General features: G+C 66.2%; 30 protein-coding genes. 1 reads left to right on the plus strand and 29 read right to left on the minus strand.

Going from position 1 to position 16,722, the window contains the following annotated elements; translation table 11 throughout:
* The 29 genes from IE272_RS36690 to rpsJ all read right to left on the minus strand — a co-directional run.
* The coding region (locus IE272_RS36690; protein WP_190010045.1) for a DNA-directed RNA polymerase subunit alpha at positions 1-889 on the minus strand (889 nt) is incomplete at its 3' end.
* Between the two features lie 137 nt (positions 890-1,026).
* Positions 1,027-1,431: a 30S ribosomal protein S11 gene (gene rpsK / locus IE272_RS36695; RefSeq protein ID WP_003956432.1), complete on the minus strand. Its 405-nt coding sequence runs from the start codon at positions 1,429-1,431 to the stop codon at positions 1,027-1,029.
* 104 nt (positions 1,432-1,535) lie between these two features.
* A complete protein-coding gene (rpsM, locus tag IE272_RS36700) occupies positions 1,536-1,916 on the minus strand; it encodes a 30S ribosomal protein S13 (protein WP_007446719.1) in 381 nt (126 codons plus the stop codon).
* A 194-nt stretch (positions 1,917-2,110) separates the two neighbouring features.
* Positions 2,111-2,224 carry a 50S ribosomal protein L36 gene (gene rpmJ, locus IE272_RS36705; RefSeq protein WP_003956441.1) on the minus strand — a complete coding sequence of 38 codons (114 nt, stop codon included), beginning with the start codon at positions 2,222-2,224 and terminating at the stop codon, positions 2,111-2,113.
* 59 nt (positions 2,225-2,283) lie between these two features.
* Positions 2,284-2,505 carry a translation initiation factor IF-1 gene (gene infA / locus IE272_RS36710; protein WP_003956442.1) on the minus strand — a complete coding sequence of 74 codons (222 nt, stop codon included), beginning with the start codon at positions 2,503-2,505 and terminating at the stop codon, positions 2,284-2,286.
* 173 nt (positions 2,506-2,678) lie between these two features.
* Positions 2,679-3,515 (minus strand): type I methionyl aminopeptidase, encoded by an 837-nt coding sequence (gene map, locus IE272_RS36715; RefSeq protein WP_190010047.1) that lies wholly within the window; start codon positions 3,513-3,515, stop codon positions 2,679-2,681.
* A gap of 132 nt (positions 3,516-3,647) precedes the next feature.
* Complete coding sequence (locus tag IE272_RS36720) at positions 3,648-4,307, minus strand: adenylate kinase (RefSeq protein WP_190010049.1); 660 nt, start codon at positions 4,305-4,307, stop codon at positions 3,648-3,650.
* Entirely contained in the window at positions 4,307-5,620 is a 1,314-nt protein-coding gene (gene secY, locus IE272_RS36725; protein ID WP_007446723.1) for a preprotein translocase subunit SecY, read from the minus strand. The genes IE272_RS36720 and secY overlap by 1 nt, the downstream gene beginning before the upstream one ends.
* A 380-nt stretch (positions 5,621-6,000) precedes the next feature.
* Positions 6,001-6,456, minus strand: coding sequence for a 50S ribosomal protein L15 (gene rplO, locus IE272_RS36730; RefSeq protein ID WP_003966942.1), 456 nt, complete (start codon positions 6,454-6,456; stop codon positions 6,001-6,003).
* A gap of 1 nt (position 6,457) precedes the next feature.
* Complete coding sequence (gene rpmD / locus IE272_RS36735) at positions 6,458-6,640, minus strand: 50S ribosomal protein L30 (RefSeq protein ID WP_003966943.1); 183 nt, start codon at positions 6,638-6,640, stop codon at positions 6,458-6,460.
* Complete coding sequence (gene rpsE, locus IE272_RS36740; protein ID WP_003966944.1) at positions 6,640-7,245, minus strand: 30S ribosomal protein S5; 606 nt, start codon at positions 7,243-7,245, stop codon at positions 6,640-6,642. Before rpsE ends, rpmD begins: the two co-directional genes overlap by 1 nt.
* Positions 7,246-7,292: 47 nt before the next feature.
* Positions 7,293-7,676 (minus strand): 50S ribosomal protein L18, encoded by a 384-nt coding sequence (gene rplR / locus IE272_RS36745; protein ID WP_015610732.1) that lies wholly within the window; start codon positions 7,674-7,676, stop codon positions 7,293-7,295.
* A gap of 2 nt (positions 7,677-7,678) precedes the next feature.
* A complete protein-coding gene (gene rplF / locus IE272_RS36750) occupies positions 7,679-8,218 on the minus strand; it encodes a 50S ribosomal protein L6 (protein WP_007446727.1) in 540 nt (179 codons plus the stop codon).
* Positions 8,219-8,239: 21 nt separating this feature from the next.
* Entirely contained in the window at positions 8,240-8,638 is a 399-nt protein-coding gene (rpsH, locus tag IE272_RS36755; RefSeq protein ID WP_007446728.1) for a 30S ribosomal protein S8, read from the minus strand.
* Between the two features lie 224 nt (positions 8,639-8,862).
* Positions 8,863-9,048 carry a type Z 30S ribosomal protein S14 gene (locus IE272_RS36760; RefSeq protein WP_003948630.1) on the minus strand — a complete coding sequence of 62 codons (186 nt, stop codon included), beginning with the start codon at positions 9,046-9,048 and terminating at the stop codon, positions 8,863-8,865.
* 2 nt (positions 9,049-9,050) lie between these two features.
* Positions 9,051-9,608 carry a 50S ribosomal protein L5 gene (rplE, locus tag IE272_RS36765; RefSeq protein WP_003966948.1) on the minus strand — a complete coding sequence of 186 codons (558 nt, stop codon included), beginning with the start codon at positions 9,606-9,608 and terminating at the stop codon, positions 9,051-9,053.
* A complete protein-coding gene (rplX, locus tag IE272_RS36770; RefSeq protein WP_007446729.1) occupies positions 9,608-9,931 on the minus strand; it encodes a 50S ribosomal protein L24 in 324 nt (107 codons plus the stop codon). The genes rplE and rplX overlap by 1 nt, the downstream gene beginning before the upstream one ends.
* Before the next feature lie 2 nt (positions 9,932-9,933).
* Positions 9,934-10,302 (minus strand): 50S ribosomal protein L14, encoded by a 369-nt coding sequence (gene rplN / locus IE272_RS36775; RefSeq protein ID WP_003966950.1) that lies wholly within the window; start codon positions 10,300-10,302, stop codon positions 9,934-9,936.
* A gap of 107 nt (positions 10,303-10,409) precedes the next feature.
* The gene (gene rpsQ / locus IE272_RS36780; RefSeq protein ID WP_018960204.1) at positions 10,410-10,694 is read right to left on the minus strand and encodes a 30S ribosomal protein S17; all 285 of its coding nucleotides are present in this window, start codon (positions 10,692-10,694) and stop codon (positions 10,410-10,412) included.
* Positions 10,694-10,918 carry a 50S ribosomal protein L29 gene (rpmC, locus tag IE272_RS36785; RefSeq protein WP_003966952.1) on the minus strand — a complete coding sequence of 75 codons (225 nt, stop codon included), beginning with the start codon at positions 10,916-10,918 and terminating at the stop codon, positions 10,694-10,696. The genes rpsQ and rpmC overlap by 1 nt, the downstream gene beginning before the upstream one ends.
* On the minus strand, positions 10,918-11,337 hold the full coding sequence (gene rplP / locus IE272_RS36790; protein WP_003966953.1) for a 50S ribosomal protein L16: 420 nt from the start codon (positions 11,335-11,337) through the stop codon (positions 10,918-10,920). The genes rpmC and rplP overlap by 1 nt, the downstream gene beginning before the upstream one ends.
* A gap of 5 nt (positions 11,338-11,342) precedes the next feature.
* Positions 11,343-12,179: a 30S ribosomal protein S3 gene (rpsC, locus tag IE272_RS36795; protein ID WP_007446736.1), complete on the minus strand. Its 837-nt coding sequence runs from the start codon at positions 12,177-12,179 to the stop codon at positions 11,343-11,345.
* The gene (rplV, locus tag IE272_RS36800; protein WP_004571827.1) at positions 12,179-12,526 is read right to left on the minus strand and encodes a 50S ribosomal protein L22; all 348 of its coding nucleotides are present in this window, start codon (positions 12,524-12,526) and stop codon (positions 12,179-12,181) included. The genes rpsC and rplV overlap by 1 nt, the downstream gene beginning before the upstream one ends.
* 42 nt (positions 12,527-12,568) lie before the next feature.
* Complete coding sequence (gene rpsS / locus IE272_RS36805; RefSeq protein WP_003966956.1) at positions 12,569-12,850, minus strand: 30S ribosomal protein S19; 282 nt, start codon at positions 12,848-12,850, stop codon at positions 12,569-12,571.
* Between the two features lie 12 nt (positions 12,851-12,862).
* Positions 12,863-13,699: a 50S ribosomal protein L2 gene (gene rplB, locus IE272_RS36810; RefSeq protein ID WP_003966957.1), complete on the minus strand. Its 837-nt coding sequence runs from the start codon at positions 13,697-13,699 to the stop codon at positions 12,863-12,865.
* A 39-nt stretch (positions 13,700-13,738) separates the two neighbouring features.
* Positions 13,739-14,062, minus strand: a complete 324-nt coding sequence (gene rplW / locus IE272_RS36815; RefSeq protein ID WP_007446738.1) for a 50S ribosomal protein L23 — start codon at positions 14,060-14,062, stop codon at positions 13,739-13,741.
* Entirely contained in the window at positions 14,062-14,712 is a 651-nt protein-coding gene (gene rplD, locus IE272_RS36820; RefSeq protein WP_003966959.1) for a 50S ribosomal protein L4, read from the minus strand. Before rplD ends, rplW begins: the two co-directional genes overlap by 1 nt.
* 4 nt (positions 14,713-14,716) lie before the next feature.
* Positions 14,717-15,361 carry a 50S ribosomal protein L3 gene (gene rplC, locus IE272_RS36825; protein ID WP_003966960.1) on the minus strand — a complete coding sequence of 215 codons (645 nt, stop codon included), beginning with the start codon at positions 15,359-15,361 and terminating at the stop codon, positions 14,717-14,719.
* Positions 15,362-15,375: 14 nt separating this feature from the next.
* Entirely contained in the window at positions 15,376-15,684 is a 309-nt protein-coding gene (gene rpsJ / locus IE272_RS36830) for a 30S ribosomal protein S10 (protein ID WP_003948644.1), read from the minus strand.
* Between the two features lie 468 nt (positions 15,685-16,152).
* On the opposite strand from rpsJ, the gene IE272_RS36835 reads away from it, so the two are divergent.
* Positions 16,153-16,611: a GNAT family N-acetyltransferase gene (locus tag IE272_RS36835; RefSeq protein ID WP_056701160.1), complete on the plus strand. Its 459-nt coding sequence runs from the start codon at positions 16,153-16,155 to the stop codon at positions 16,609-16,611.
* The last annotated feature ends 111 nt before the right edge of the window (positions 16,612-16,722 follow it).

A 16,722-nucleotide genomic window follows, 5' to 3' on the forward strand; every position in this document is an offset into this window, starting at 1 on the left:
CCTCGTCGATCGACTTGGCGCCGAAGTTGCGGATGTCGAGCAGGTCCGCCTCGGAACGGGCCACCAGCTCACCCACGGAGTGGATGCCCTCGCGCTTGAGGCAGTTGTACGACCGAACGGTGAGCTCCAGCTCCTCGATCGGCAGGGCGAGATCGGCGGCGAGCGCGGCGTCCGTCGGGGACGGGCCCATGTCGATGCCCTCGGCGTCGATGTTGAGCTCGCGCGCCAGACCGAACAGCTCGACCAGGGTCTTACCGGCCGACGCCATGGCGTCACGGGGACGCATGGCCTGCTTGGTCTCGACGTCGACGATCAGCTTGTCGAAGTCGGTGCGCTGCTCGACACGGGTCGCCTCGACCTTGTACGTGACCTTGAGCACCGGCGAGTAGATGGAGTCGACCGGGATCCGGCCGATCTCCTGGCCGACCTGCTTGTTCTGGACGGCGGAGACGTAGCCGCGACCGCGCTCGACGGTCAGCTCCATCTCCAGCTTGCCCTTGCCGTTGAGCGTGGCGAGAACGAGGTCGGGGTTGTGCACCTCGACACCGGCCGGGGGCGCGATGTCGGCGGCGGTGACCAGACCCGGGCCCTGCTTGCGCAGGTACATCACGACGGGCTCGTCGTGCTCCGAGGAGACGACCAGCTGCTTGATGTTGAGGATGAGGTCGGTCACGTCCTCCTTGACGCCCGGCACGGTGGTGAACTCGTGCAGGACCCCGTCGATCCGGATGCTGGTGACAGCGGCACCGGGGATCGAGGAGAGGAGGGTGCGGCGGAGGGAGTTGCCGAGGGTGTAACCGAAGCCCGGCTCCAGCGGCTCGATCACGAACCGGGAGCGGAACTCGTCGACGACCTCTTCGGTCAGCGACGGACGCTGAGCGATAAGCATGCGGTGATCCTTCAGTCGTGGGCACCCACTATTTGATGCCCGACAGATGTAACAAGGGTACGGGCGGTACGCCCCGAATGAGGCGTACCGCCCGGACCGGACGCTACTGACGCACGGCCGTCACCGGCCGCGACGCATCAGACGCGGCGACGCTTCGGCGGACGGCAGCCGTTGTGCGGCGTCGGGGTGACGTCCTGGATCGAACCGACCTCGAGGCCCGTGGCCTGGAGGGAGCGGATCGCGGTCTCACGGCCGGAGCCGGGACCCTTGACGAAGACGTCGACCTTGCGCATGCCGTGCTCCTGCGCGCGGCGGGCGGCCGACTCGGCGGCCATCTGCGCGGCGAAGGGGGTGGACTTGCGCGAGCCCTTGAAGCCGACGTGGCCGGCGGAGGCCCAGGAGATCACGTTGCCCGAGGGGTCCGTGATCGAGACGATGGTGTTGTTGAACGTGCTCTTGATGTGCGCGTGCCCGTGAGCGACGTTCTTCTTTTCCTTGCGACGCACCTTCTTGGCTGCGCCCTGACGACCCTTGGGGGGCATGTCTTGACTCCAGATGGAGAGGGGAGGTGATCGGTCCTACAGCGAAGACCGCTGGTTGCTGCGGGTTCCGGAGAACCGGAGGTCCGCAGTGCGTCCGCTGAGGACTACTTCTTGCCCGGCTTCTTCTTACCGGCGATGGCGCGACGCGGGCCCTTGCGGGTACGCGCGTTCGTGCTGGTGCGCTGACCGTGGACCGGCAGACCACGGCGGTGACGAATGCCCTGGTAGCAGCCGATCTCGATCTTGCGGCGAATGTCGCCCTGGACCTCGCGGCGGAGGTCACCCTCGGTGCGGAGGTTGGCGTCCACGTACTCGCGGATCTTGACGAGGTCTTCCTCGGCAAGGTCGCGAACGCGGGCGTCCGGGTTCACGCCGGTGCTGGCGAGGATCTCCTTGGACCGGGTGCGCCCGATACCGAAGACGTAGGTGAGGGCAACCTCCACGCGCTTTTCGCGCGGGATGTCAACACCTGAAACGCGTGCCATTCAATGGCTCCAGTTGTTAGATCGGGGGTCTTCCGCAGCGCCACTCCCGACCGCCGACCGCTCACGAGGAGTGGTGGTACGTCCGGGTCCCCGGCCCCCGCCGGAGGTGTCGTCAGCCGTGGCTTGGACGGGCACTGCGTATGTACGAATTACGTGCGTCGCGCGAAGAACTGCGAGATGCAGGCGGTCGTGCGTCAGCCCTGGCGCTGCTTGTGGCGCAGGTTGTCGCAGATGACCATGACCCGACCGTGACGGCGGATCACCTTGCACTTGTCGCAGATCTTCTTGACGCTCGGCTTGACCTTCATGGGATGTCAGGTTCTCCGGGTCAGTGCCATCACCCGCCGAAACGGGGTGCCGGCAAGATCTACTTGTAGCGGTAGACGATCCGGCCACGCGTCAGGTCGTACGGAGAGAGCTCCACCACGACCCGGTCATCCGGGAGGATACGGATGTAGTGCATCCGCATCTTGCCGCTGATGTGCGCCAGGACCTTGTGACCGTTCTGGAGCTCCACCTTGAACATTGCGTTCGGGAGGGACTCGATCACGGTGCCCTCAATCTCGATGGCACCTTGCTTCTTGGCCACGCTTCGCCTTTCGAATCGGCTACCTTGATCGGCTCTTGCTTATCGGTGTGCTGATATGCGGGCACACTGATGCACGAGAGCCGACGAGTCAGTCTACGTCAGCGGACTCCAAAAGACGAATCCGTCAAGTTTGCCCAGCCGGGGTGATCCTTAGACCTCCCCGGGGGGTCACATCACCCGAGAGGGTCGGGAGCCGCCTCGATCCCGTACTCGGCGAGCTTCGCCCTGCCGCAGTCCGGGGCGGTCAGGACCAGGGGGCCCTGCTCGGTCAGCGCGATGGAGTGCTCCCAGTGCGAGGACCAGGTGCCGTCCGTCGTGATGACCGTCCAGTCGTCGCTCAGGGTCTCCGTCCGCGCCGTGCCGAGCGAGACCATGGGCTCGATCGCCAGGCAGACGCCCGGGACCAGCTTGATGCCCTTGCCGCGCTTGCGGGAGACGTAGTTCAGCAGGTGCGGGTCCATGTGCATCTCGGTGCCGATGCCGTGGCCGCCGAAGTCCTCGATGATCCCGTACTTGCCGGTCGCCGGGCGGGGCTGGCGGCGGATGTAGGACTCGATCGCCTTGGAGATGTCGACGAGGCGGTTGTTCACCTTCATCGCGGCGATCCCGGCCCACATGGACTCCTCGGTCACCCGGGAGAGCTCGATCAGCTCCGGAGCGTGACCGGTGCCCACGAAGGCCGTGTAGGCCGCGTCGCCGTGCCAGCCGTCGACGATCGCGCCGGCGTCGATCGAGATGATGTCGCCGTCCTTCAGGACCGTCTTCTCGTCCGGGATGCCGTGGACGACGACCTCGTTGACCGAGGTGCAGATGGTCGCGGGGAACCCGCCGTAACCGAGGAAGTTCGACTTGGCGCCGTGGTCGGCGATCACCTTGCGGGCGACCTGGTCCAGGTCGTGCGTGGTGGCCCCGGGAACGGCCGCCTCACGGGTGGCGGCGTGAATGGCAGCGACCACGAGGCCCGCCTCGCGCATCTTCGCGATCTGCTCGGGGGTCTTGATCTGCACCATTGCTCGGCGCCTCTCTGTATCGACGGTGACGGGTACGGCTCGGCGGGTTCAACGATACGGGCGCAAGCAGTCGGCCGCGGCGCCCTGAGGCGCCGCGGCCGGCTTGCACTACGGGTGGTGCGGTGGTGACGCTCAGCCCTCGTCGGAGGTCTTCAGCGCCTCCATGGCGCGGGCGGTCACGTCCGCGACCTTGCCCAGCGCGGAGATGGTCACCACGAGGCCCTGGGCCCGGTAGTAGTCGATGATCGGCTCGGCCTGCGTGTGGTAGACCTCCAGCCGGGTACGGACCGTCTCCTCGCTGTCGTCGTCCCGCTGGTACAGCTCGCCGCCGCAGGCGTCGCAGACGCCCTCGGTCTTCGGCGGGTTGTACGTCAGGTGGAAGACGTGCGCGCTGTTGTTGCGGCAGACGCGGCGACCCGCGATCCGCTTCACGACCTCGTCCTCGGGAACCTCGAGATCGAGGACCGCGTCCAGCTTCACGCCCTCGTCCTTGAGCATCACGTCAAGGGCTTCGGCCTGGCCGACGTTCCGCGGGAAGCCGTCCAGCAGGAAGCCGCCCACGGCGTCCGACTGGGCCATACGGTCCTTGGCCATCCCGATGGTGACCTCGTCCGGCACCAGCTGGCCTGCGTCCATGTAGGCGCGGGCCTGCTTGCCAAGGTCGGTGCCCTGGCTGATGTTGGCGCGGAAGAGGTCGCCCGTGGCGATGTGCGGAATCGAGAGGTTTTGGGCAAGGTACGCAGCCTGCGTTCCCTTGCCGGCACCCGGAGGCCCGACGAGGACGATTCGCATCAGCGGAGGAACCCTTCGTAATTGCGCTGCTGGAGCTGACTCTCGATCTGCTTCACGGTTTCCAGACCCACACCCACGATGATGAGGATGCTCGTCCCGCCGAACGGGAAGTTCGCGTTCGCACCGCCGAAGCCCGCCAACGCCATCGTCGGCACAAGAGCGATCAGGGCCAGGTACAGCGAGCCTGGCCAAGTGATCCTGTTGAGCACGTAGCTCAGGTATTCGGCAGTAGGACGACCTGCGCGGATACCCGGGATGAAGCCACCATACTTCTTCATGTTGTCGGCGACCTCGTCGGGGTTGAACGAGATGGCCACATAGAAGAAGGCGAAGAAGACGATCAGCAGGAAGTACGCCACCATGTAATACGGCTCGTTCTGCCCGACGAAGTTGTCCGTGATCCAGGTCGCCCAGCCGGCCTGCGAGTTCGAGAACTGGACGATCAGCGCGGGAATGTAGAGCAGCGACGAGGCGAAGATGACCGGGATCACACCCGCCTGGTTCACCTTCAGCGGGATGTACGTGGACGTACCGCCGTAGGACCTGCGTCCGATCATGCGCTTCGCGTACTGCACCGGGATCCGGCGCTGGGCCTGCTCGACGAAGACGACGAGGCCGACCATCACGAAGCCGATGAGGATGACCGTGCCGAACTCGATCCAGCCGTCGGCCAGCTTGCCGCTCTCCTTGATCGCCCACAGGGCGCCGGGGAACGTGGCGGCGATCGAGATGAACATCAGGATCGACATGCCGTTGCCGATGCCGCGGTCGGTGATCAGCTCACCGAGCCACATGACGGCGGCCGTGCCGGCGGTCATCGTGAGGACCATGATGATCGTGGTGAAGACCGACTTGTCCGCGACGATCTGGCTGCCCACGGAACAGTTCTGGAAGAGCGCACCGCTGCGCGCGGTGGCCACGAGGCCGGTGCCCTGGAGGACGGCGAGCGCGACCGTCAGATAACGCGTGTACTGCGTGATCTTCGCCGTGCCGGACTGCCCCTCCTTCTTCAGGGCTTCCAGCCGTGGAATCACTACGGTCAGCAGCTGGAGAATGATGCTCGCCGTGATGTACGGCATGATGCCGAGCGCGAAGATGGTGATCTGCAACAGGGCGCCACCGCTGAACATCTGCATCAGACCGAGGAGACCACCCGAGTCGGCCTGGTCGATGCACTGCTGCACCTTCGTATAGTCGACGCCAGGGGCCGGGACATGCGCCCCGAGCCGATAGATGACGATGATGCCGAGCGTGAAGAGCAGCTTCTTGCGCAGGTCGGGCGTCTTGAACGCTCGGGCGAACGCGGTGAACACGGTGCCTCCTGCGACCCCCGCGCTATGCGTCAGAGGCGACGGGTCTGGATGGGACTGGATGGGATCGGATACAAGGCAGCCCTACATCGTAAGGAGGCCACAAAAGATTAACGGCGCCACCCTACCCGGCCCGGGACTGAGCAGGAAACACGCGCCGCACACCGGTGCACGGCCCGCCTCCCGGCCCGCGCCGCGAAAGACCGGCCAAGCCACACCATTTGGGACGTGAACGCCCCTCCGCTCCCCCACCGCCGGTGCGGTGGACACCCGTTCAACCTTTCCCGAGCCTTTACGGTTCCCGTACAGCGGCACAAACACAGAAAAGCCTGGCCGGCCACCTCCGAAGAGGCAGCCGGCCAGGCTCAGTTCTGTCCCGCGGCTCAGACGAGCTCGGTGACCGTACCGCCGGCGGCGGTGATCTTCTCCTTGGCGGAGCCGGAAACGGCGTCAACCGAAACCTGCAGCGCCACGGAGATCTCGCCCTGTCCGAGGACCTTGACGAGGTGGTTGTTGCGCACAGCGCCCTTGGCGACCAGGTCGGCCACCGTGACCTCTCCACCCTCGGGGTAGAGCGTCGCGAGCTTGTCCAGGTTCACGACCTGGTACTCCGTGCGGAACGGGTTCTTGAAGCCCTTGAGCTTCGGGAGACGCATGTGGAGGGGCATCTGGCCACCCTCGAAGCGCTCCGGAACCTGGTAACGAGCCTTCGTACCCTTGGTACCACGGCCTGCGGTCTTACCCTTGGACGCCTCACCACGACCCACACGGGTCTTGGCGGTCTTGGCGCCCGGGGCAGGCCGGAGGTTGTGGGCCTTCAGCGGGCTGTTCTCCGCCATGTCAGTCAACCTCCTCAACCGTCACGAGGTGGCGGACGGTGTGAACCATTCCGCGGAACTCGGGGCGGTCCTCCTTGACAACCGAGTCGTTCAGGCGCTTGAGCCCGAGCGAACGCAGGGTGTCGCGGTGGTTCTGCTTGCTGCCGATGTACGACTTCGTCTGCGTGATCTTGAGGCGAGCCATTACGCACCCGCTCCCGCACGTGCACGAAGCAGAGCCGCGGGGGCGACGTCCTCGAGGGGCAGACCGCGGCGGGCCGCGATCTCCTCGGGACGCTGCAGGCCCTGGAGGGCCGCCACGGTCGCGTGCACGATGTTGATCGCGTTGGACGAGCCAAGCGACTTCGACAGGATGTCGTGAACGCCGGCGCACTCGAGCACGGCACGCACCGGGCCACCGGCGATAACGCCGGTACCGGGGGAAGCCGGCTTGAGCAGAACGACGCCCGCAGCCTTCTCGCCCGTGATCGGGTGAGGGATGGTGCCCTGGATGCGCGGGACCTTGAAGAAGTTCTTCTTGGCCTCTTCGACACCCTTGGCGATGGCCGCGGGAACTTCCTTGGCCTTGCCGTATCCGACACCGACGGTGCCGTCACCATCGCCCACCACGACCAGCGCGGTGAAGCTGAAGCGACGACCACCCTTCACAACCTTGGCGACGCGGTTGATCGCGACGACGCGCTCGACGTACGCGGTCTTCTCGGCGGCGCTGGCGCCACCGTCACGGCCCTTCCGGTCCCGCCGCTCGCCGCCACCGGCACCGCTTCCGCGGCGCTGGGGTCCAGCCATTGGATTTACCTCTCTCTGTTACGTCCGCTGTGCGTAGGAACCGGGGCTTAGAACTTCAGCCCGGCTTCACGGGCGGCGTCAGCCAGAGCGGCAATCCGCCCGGCGTACTGGTTACCACCGCGGTCAAACACGACGGCCTCGACGCCTGCGGCCTTGGCACGCTCGGCGACCAGGGCGCCGACCTGCTGGGCCTGGGCGCTCTTGTCACCTTCGCCACCACGGATCGAGGTGTCCAGGGTCGACGCCGACGCGAGCGTGTGGCCCGCGATGTCGTCGATGACCTGGGCCACGATGTGGCGGTTGGAACGCGTCACGACCAAGCGAGGACGCTCCGGCGAACCGGAGATGTGCTTGCGGACGCGGATGTGGCGGCGCTTGAGGGCGGCACGCTTGTACGCGTCGCCCTTGGCGATCTTCACACCGTATGCCATGGCTACTTACCAGCCTTTCCGACCTTGCGGCGGATGACCTCGCCCGCGTACTTGACGCCCTTGGCCTTGTACGGGTCGGGCTTCCGCAGCTTGCGGATGTTGGCGGCTACCTCGCCGACCTTCTGCTTGTCGATGCCCTCGACGCTGAGCTTCGTGGGCGACTCGACCTTGAAGGTGATGCCTTCCGGAGCCTCGATGAGGATCGGGTGGCTGTAGCCCAGGGCGAACTCCAGGTTGGAGCCCTTCGCCTGGACGCGGTAACCGACACCGCTGATCTCGAGCGCCTTGGAGTAACCCGCGGTCACGCCGGTGATCATGTTCGCCACCAGCGTGCGGGACAGGCCGTGGAGGGCCTTGTTCTGACGCTCGTCGTTCGGGCGGGAGACGTTGAGCACGCCGTCCTCGCCCTTGGAGACCTCGATCGGCGCGGCAACGGTGTGCGTGAGGGAACCCTTGGGGCCCTTCACGGCGACCGTACGGCCATCGATGGTGACGTCCACACCGGCGGGAACCTGGATGGGGAGCTTGCCGATTCGCGACATGAGCTTTCCTTCCTTTCCCGACTACCAGACGTAGGCGAGGACTTCCCCACCTACGCCCTTCTTGCCTGCCTGCTGGCCGGTCAGGAGACCGTGGGACGTGGAGATGATCGCCACGCCCAGGCCGCCGAGAACCTTCGGCAGGTTGGTGGACTTTGCGTATACACGCAGACCCGGCTTCGAAATCCGCTTGATGCCGGCGATCGAGCGCTCGCGGTTCGGGCCGAACTTCAGCTCGAGGACGAGGTTCTTGCCGACCTCGGCGTCCTCGACCTTCCAGCCGGTGATGAAGCCCTCCTGCTGGAGGATCTCCGCGATGTGCGACTTGATCTTGCTGTGCGGCATCGAGACATCGTCGTGATATGCCGAGTTCGCGTTACGCAGACGCGTGAGCATGTCTGCGATGGGATCAGTCATGGTCATGAGTTGGCCTTCGGCCTCTCTCGCCGGGGTTTCCTGTATGCGCCATCCCTCTCCCCACTCAGTGGCGGGACGGGTGCGGTGCGGGGACCTACGGCGTAGTAAGTCGGTCTTGGGCGGCAGGCGCCCAACCCTTCAAGCCTACGGCATGAAAGGACGGGCTCCTGCCGACCCAGATGCTTACCGAGAGTCTCCGGAACTTCCCTTTGCCCGAGGGCAGAGGGGAGTTACCAGGAGCTCTTGGTCACGCCCGGCAGCTCGCCACGGTGAGCCATCTCACGAAGGCACACGCGGCACAGGCCGAACTTGCGGTAGACGGAGTGGGGCCGGCCGCAGCGCTGGCAGCGGGTGTACCCGCGCACGCCGAACTTCGGCTTACGGGCGGCCTTAGCGATCAGAGCCTTCTTCGCCACGGTCAGTTCTCCTTGAACGGGAAGCCGAGGTGACGAAGGAGGGCACGACCCTCGTCGTCGTTGGTCGCCGTGGTGACCACGGTGATGTCCATGCCCCGGACCCGGTCGATCTTGTCCTGGTCGATCTCGTGGAACATGACCTGCTCCGTGAGACCGAAGGTGTAGTTGCCACGGCCGTCGAACTGCTTCGGCGACAGGCCACGGAAGTCACGGATACGCGGAAGCGCGAGCGACAGCGTACGGTCCAGGAACTCCCACATCCGGTCACCACGAAGGGTGACGTGGCAGCCGATCGGCTGGCCCTCGCGCAGCTTGAACTGCGCGATGGACTTGCGGGCCTTGGTGACGGCCGGCTTCTGGCCGGTGATCGTGGTGAGGTCCTTGACGGCACCGTCGATCAGCTTGGAGTCGCGGGCGGCGTCGCCCACACCCATGTTGACCACGATCTTGACCAGACCGGGAACCTGCATGACGTTCTCGTACGAGAACTCCTCACGCAGCTTGCCGGCGATTTCCTCGCGGTAGCGCGTCTTGAGACGCGGCGCAGTGGTGGCAGTCATCAGATGTCCTCACCGGTCCGCTTGGCAACGCGGATCTTGTTGCCCTCGTCGTCAAAGCGGTAGCCGACGCGGGTGACAACCTTGTTGCCGTCCTTCTCCACGACCAGCTGAACGTTGCTGATGTGGATCGGGGCCTCGGTGGTGACAATGCCACCCGTCTGCGAACCGCGAGCCGTCTGACCGGCCTTGGTGTGCTTCTTGACCCGGTTGACACCCTCGACGAGGACGCGGTCCTGAGCGGGGTAGGCCACGATGACCTTGCCCTGCTTGCCCTTGTCCTTACCGGTGATGACCTGAACCAGGTCGCCCTTCTTGATCTTCATGCTTACAGCACCTCCGGCGCGAGCGAGATGATCTTCATGAACTTCTTCTCGCGCAGCTCCCGGCCCACCGGGCCGAAGATGCGGGTGCCGCGGGGGTCGCCGTCGTTCTTCAGAATGACGGCGGCGTTCTCGTCGAAGCGGATGTACGAGCCATCCTGACGACGACGCTCCTTGACGGTGCGAACGATGACGGCCTTGACGACGTCACCCTTCTTCACGTTGCCACCGGGGATCGCGTCCTTGACGGTGGCGACGATGACGTCACCGATACCCGCGTAGCGGCGACCCGAGCCACCGAGAACACGAATGGTGAGAATTTCCTTCGCACCCGTGTTGTCGGCGACGCGCAGTCGCGACTCCTGCTGGATCACGTCTATCTCCTGATCGTCTGCCGGTTCCCGGCGGGTGCCTCTCCGTTACGGGAGAGGCACCCCACCGAGCCTGGCGGAACTGACCCGAGGGGAAAATCCCTCAGGAATTACTTGGCCTTCTCGAGGATCTCGACGATGCGCCAGCGCTTCGAGGCGGACAGCGGACGCGTCTCCATGATGATGACGCGGTCGCCGACGCCGGCACTGTTCTGCTCGTCGTGGGCCTTGAGCTTGTTCGTACGGCGGATGACCTTGCCGTACAGCGCGTGCTTCACGCGGTCCTCGACAGCGACGACGACGGTCTTGTCCATCTTGTCGCTGACGACCAGACCCTCACGGGTCTTGCGGAAACCGCGGTCGGTGTTCGTCTCAGTCACAGTCTTCTCGCTCATCAGGCGCTCTCCACCGTCTCGATGCCCAGCTCGCGCTCACGCATCAGGGTGTAGATCCGGGCGATGTCCTTACGGACGGACTTGAGCCGGCCGTGGTTCTCGAGCTGGCCCGTCGCCGCCTGGAAGCGGAGGTTGAACAGCTCTTCCTTGGCTTCGCGGAGCTTGTTGAGGAGCTCCTCGTCGCCCAGCTCGCGCAGCTCGGACGCCTTGGTACCGGCCGACATCACGACTCACCTGCCTCGCGCCGAACGATCCGGCACTTCATCGGAAGCTTGTGAGCAGCGCGGGTGAGCGCCTCACGAGCAATCTTCTCGTTCGGGTAGGACAGCTCGAACATCACCCGACCCGGCTTGACGTTCGCGATCCACCACTCGGGAGAACCCTTACCGGAACCCATGCGGGTCTCGGCAGGCTTCTTCGTGAGGGGACGGTCCGGGTAGATGTTGATCCAGACCTTGCCGCCACGCTTGATGTGACGGGTCATCGCGATACGAGCGGACTCGATCTGACGGTTCGTCACGTACGCCGGGGTCAGCGCCTGGATGCCGTACTCGCCGAACGCAACCTGCGTGCCACCCTTGGACATACCGCTGCGCTTCGGGTGGTGCTGCTTGCGGTGCTTGACCCTACGGGGGATCAGCATTTCGGTCAGGCCTCCGTTCCGGTGCTCTCAGCAGCCGGAGCAGCGGCGGCGGGAGCGTCGGCCTTGGGGGCCTCGGCTGCCGGCGACTGCTGCGGCTTACGGCCGCGACCGCCACGCTCGCCACCACGGCCACCGCGGCCGGCCGGGCGGTCAGCGCCGCCACGAGCCGGACGGTTACCGGCGCGGGCCGCGGCGTTCTCGGCGCGAACCTCGGCGATGTTCTTGACGTCGCCCTTGTAGATCCAGACCTTCACGCCGATGCGGCCGAAGGTCGTCTTGGCCTCGAAGAAGCCGTAGTCGACGTTCGCACGGAGCGTGTGCAGGGGCACACGGCCCTCGCGGTAGAACTCCGAGCGGGACATCTCGGCGCCGCCGAGGCGACCGCCGCACTGGATCTTGATGCCCTTGGCGCCGGCCTTCATCGAGCTCTGCATGCTCTTACGCATGGCACGACGGAAGGAGACGCGGGAGGAGAGCTGCTCGGCGACGGCCTGGGCCACCAGCTGAGCGTCCACCTCGGGGTTCTTGACCTCGAGGATGTTCAGCTGGACCTGCTTGCCGGTCAGCTTCTCCAGCTCGCCGCGGATGCGATCGGCCTCGGCGCCACGGCGACCGATGACGATGCCCGGACGGGCGGTGTGGATGTCAACGCGGACGCGGTCGCGGGTGCGCTCGATCTCGACCTTCGAGATGCCGGCCCGCTCCATGCCCTTCGTCATCATGCGACGAATGGCGACGTCTTCCTTGACGTAGTCCTTGTACAGCTTGTCGGCGTACCAGCGGGACTTGAAGTCCGTGGTGATGCCGAGCCGGAACCCGTGCGGGTTTACCTTCTGGCCCATTACCGGGTTCCTTCCTTGCTGCTGACGACCACGGTGATGTGGCTGGTCCGCTTACGGATCCGGTAGGCCCGGCCCTGAGCACGCGGACGGAACCGCTTCAGGGTCGGACCCTCGTCCACGTACGCCTCGCTGATGACCAGCGAAGAGGCGTCGGTGTGGTCGTAGTTGTGTGCAGCGTTGGCAATGGCGCTGTCCAGCACCTTGCCAACCGGCACGCTCGCGGCCTGCGGGGCGAAACGCAGGACCGCCTGAGCCTCCGTGGCATCCATGCCACGGATGAGGTCCACCACTCGGCGGGCCTTCATGGGCGTGACGCGGATGTACCGCGCCTGGGCCCTGGCTTCCATGGTTGTCCCTTCGGTGTAAGTCATAGTCGTTTCCACCCCGCGCTAGCGGCGCTTCGACTTCCGGTCGTCCTTGACGTGGCCGCGGAAGGTGCGAGTCGGCGAGAACTCGCCGAGCTTGTGGCCGACCATCGACTCGGTGACGAACACCGGGACGTGGATCTTGCCGTTGTGCACCGCGATGGTGTGACCCAGCATGGCCGGGACGATCATCGAGCGACGGGACCAGGTCTTGATGACGTTCTTGGTGCCTGCCTCGTTCTGTACGTCCACCTTCTTGATGAGGTGGCCGTCGACGAAGGGCCCCTTCTTGAGACTGCGCGGCATCTAAACCCGCTCCTAGCGCTTCTTGTTCGTCTTGCGGCGGCGGACGATGTACTTGTTGCTCGCCTTCTTGGGAGAACGAGTACGACCCTCCTTCTGACCCCACGGCGAGACCGGGTGACGACCACCGGAGGTCTTGCCTTCACCACCACCGTGCGGGTGGTCAACCGGGTTCATCGCGACACCGCGGACGGTCGGGCGAACGCCCTTCCAGCGCATACGGCCGGCCTTGCCCCAGTTGATGTTCGACTGCTCGGCGTTGCCGACCTCGCCGATCGTCGCGCGGCAGCGCGCGTCGACCAGGCGGATCTCACCCGACGGCATACGAAGGTGGGCCATGGTGCCCTCCTTCGCCAGCAGCTGCACGGAGGCACCCGCGGAACGGGCGAACTTCGCGCCGCCGCCGGGCCGCAGCTCGATGGCGTGGATGGTCGTACCGACCGGGATGTTGCGCAGCGCCAGGTTGTTACCGGGCTTGATGTCGGCGGTCGGACCGTTCTCGACACGGTCACCCTGCGACAGGCCACGGGGAGCGACGATGTAACGCTTCTCGCCGTCCGCGTAGTGCAGCAGCGCGATGCGCGCGGTGCGGTTCGGGTCGTACTCGATGTGCGCGACCTTGGCCGGCACGCCGTCCTTGTCGTGACGACGGAAGTCGATCACGCGGTAGGCGCGCTTGTGGCCACCACCCTGGTGGCGAACGGTCACACGACCGGCGTTGTTACGGCCGCCCTTGCTGTGCAGAGGGCGGACCAGCGACTTCTCCGGCGTGGACCGCGTGATCTCGACAAAGTCGGCGACGCTGGAGCCACGACGGCCCGGGGTCGTCGGCTTGTACTTGCGGATACCCATTTCTCAGTCCTCGTCCGATTCCGGACGACTCGACCTCCGCTAGGAGGTCGGGCCGCCGAAGATGTCGATACGGTCGCCCTCGGCGAGGGTCACGATGGCGCGCTTCGTGTCGGAGCGCTTGCCGAAGCCGGTCTTGGTGCGCTTGCGCTTGCCCTGCCGGTTGATCGTGTTGACCCCGGTGACCTTGACCGAGAAGACCGCTTCCACGGCCTGCTTGATCTGGGTCTTGTTGGAGCCGGGCGCGACGATGAACGTGTACTTGTTCTCGTCGAGCAGCGCGTAGCTCTTCTCGGAGACCACGGGCTTGACGAGAACGTCACGCGGGTCCGAGTACGTCTTGCTGGTAACGGTCGCCTCGCTCATCAGGCGTCGCTCCCTTCGGTCTCAGCGGTCTGGGGGCCAGACACGAAGGACTCGAAAGCGGCCTGGGTGAAGACCACGTCGTCAGAGACGATCACGTCGTACGTGTTGAGCTGGCCCGGCTCCAGGATGTGCACCTGGGGCAGGTTGCGCGCGGACAGCCACGCGGCCTCGTCGGCGCGGTCGACGACCAGGAGCAGGTTCTGGCGCTCCGAGATCTTGCCGAGCAGCGTCTTGGCGGCCTTCGTGGAGGCGGCACCCTCGACCACGCCGGTGACGACGTGGATACGGGAGTGACGGGCCCGGTCCGAGAGGGCACCGCGCAGGGCGGCGGCCTTCATCTTCTTCGGGGTCCGCTGCGAGTAGTCACGCGGCTGCGGGCCGTGGACGACGCCACCACCGGCGAACTGCGGGGCGCGGGTCGAACCCTGACGGGCGCGGCCGGTGCCCTTCTGGCGGTAAGGCTTCTTGCCACCACCGCGGACTTCGCCGCGGCGCTTGGTCTTGTGCGTGCCCTGACGGGCAGCCGCCAGCTGAGCGACAACGACCTGGTGGATCAGCGGAACGCTGGTCTTCGCGTCGAAGATCTCCGCGGGGAGGTCGACGGTACCGGCCTTGTCGCCTGCCGGCGAAAGGATGTCAATGGTGCTCATTACCTCAAGCCCCCTTGGCCGCGGTACGGACCAGGACGAGGCCGCCGTTCGGACCGGGGACCGCGCCCTTGATGAGGAGCAGACCCTTCTCCGCGTCAACCGCGTGGATGGTCAGGTTCTGGGTGGTGACGCGCTCGTTACCCATACGGCCCGCCATGCGCATGCCCTTGAAGACACGCCCAGGGGTGGCGCAGCCACCGATGGAACCGGGGGAACGGTGCTTGCGCTGGGTGCCGTGCCCGGCGCCGAGGCCCTTGAAGTTGTGACGCTTCATGACACCGGCGAAGCCCTTGCCCTTGCTCTTGCCCGTGACGTCAACCTTGACGCCGGACTCGAACACCTCGGCAGTGACCTCCTGGCCCAGCGTGTACTCGCTGGCGTCAGGGGTGCGGAGCTCCACCAGGTGGCGGCGCGGGGTGACGTCGGCCTTGGCGAAGTGACCCTTGAGGGGCTTGTTCACCTTGCGCGGGTCGATCTCGCCGAAGGCGATCTGGACCGCTTCGTAGCCGTCGCTGTCGTTCGTACGAACCTGCGTCACGACGCACGGCCCGGCCTTGACGACGGTCACCGGGACAACCCGGTTGTTCTCGTCCCAGACCTGGGTCATGCCGAGCTTCTCGCCCAGGACGCCCTTGATGTTCTTGCTCATCTCGGCCCGTCCCCTCAGAGCTTGATCTCGATGTCGACGCCAGCCGGCAGGTCGAGGCGCATCAGCGAGTCAACCGTCTTCGGCGTGGGGTCGAGAATGTCGATGAGGCGCTTGTGCGTGCGCATCTCGAAGTGCTCGCGAGAGTCCTTGTACTTGTGCGGCGACTTGATGACGCAGTACACGTTCTTCTCAGTGGGCAGCGGCACCGGGCCCGCGACCGACGCACCAGTGCGGGTCACCGTCTCGACGATCTTCTTCGCCGAGGAGTCGATGACCTCGTGGTCGTAGGCCTTGAGCCGGATGCGGATCTTCTGTCCCGCCATGGCTACTAGTAGTCCTGTCTCTCGTAACGCTCTGGAACCCGGGGGTTCTCTGGACCCCTCCTCCGACCCACGCGGTCGGGCGTGTCGCATCCCCTCTACGAAAATCTCCCGAAGGAAATCCCAACCAAGGGGGTGCGGGCCCTGAGACCGCGGAACCGGGGGCGGAACACCCACCGGGTGCCTGGCCGGCGCCCTGCATTGCTTCCCGGAAGATTCCCGTACGTCCGGCCCTGGGGGCCGACGAGTACTGTGGGACTCGCTTCCGGTCCTCCCGGCGGGAGGCGCGCAGCATTGACACTCAACCGAGCAACCTGGTCAGTGTGCCATACGGGGCGCGGGCCTGGCCAATCGGGCCGGGAATCCTACCCCGAGCGAGCGAGTACTCAAACGCGGGCGCGCATCCGGCGGCGCCGGGACCCTCGCGGACCTGCCGGGACTCCCCGTACGGGCCCCTGACAGAATCCCGCCATGCCGACGAGCACGCCCCACGACTGGACCCTGCGCCCGGCCCTGCCCGAGGACGTCGAGGCCATCGCCGAGCTGCGGGCCGTCGTCATGCGACCGGACCTGGAGCGGCTCGGCCGCTACGACGGGCGCCGGGTGCGGCAGCGGCTGCGGGACTCCTACGCACCCGAGCACACCTCGATCGTCGAGGCCGCCGGCGCCTTCGCGGGATGCGTGGCGCTGCGGCCGGCCGCGGACGGCTGGTGGCTGGAGAGCTTCCTCCTCTCCCCCGCCCTCCAGGGACACGGCATCGGCTCGGCCGTCCTGCGCACGCTGCTGGACCGCGCGGACGCCGAGCGGGTCCCCGTACGCCTGAACGTGCTGCGGGGAAGCGCCGCCCGGCGGCTCTACGAGCGGCACGGGTTCGCCCTGGAGCGGGAGGACCCCGTCGACGTGTTCCTGGTGCGCGAACCCGCTCCCTGACCGCGCAACCCTCCCGGCCCGATCCCCGTCTACTCCCCCGCGGGCACGGCCCGGCCGCCGATGGCCCGCGCGCAGAGCCAGGGAGTACGCAGGACAGGGCGACCGTTCGCC

Source organism: Streptomyces anulatus (assembly GCF_014650675.1).
GTDB lineage: Bacteria > Actinomycetota > Actinomycetes > Streptomycetales > Streptomycetaceae > Streptomyces > Streptomyces anulatus.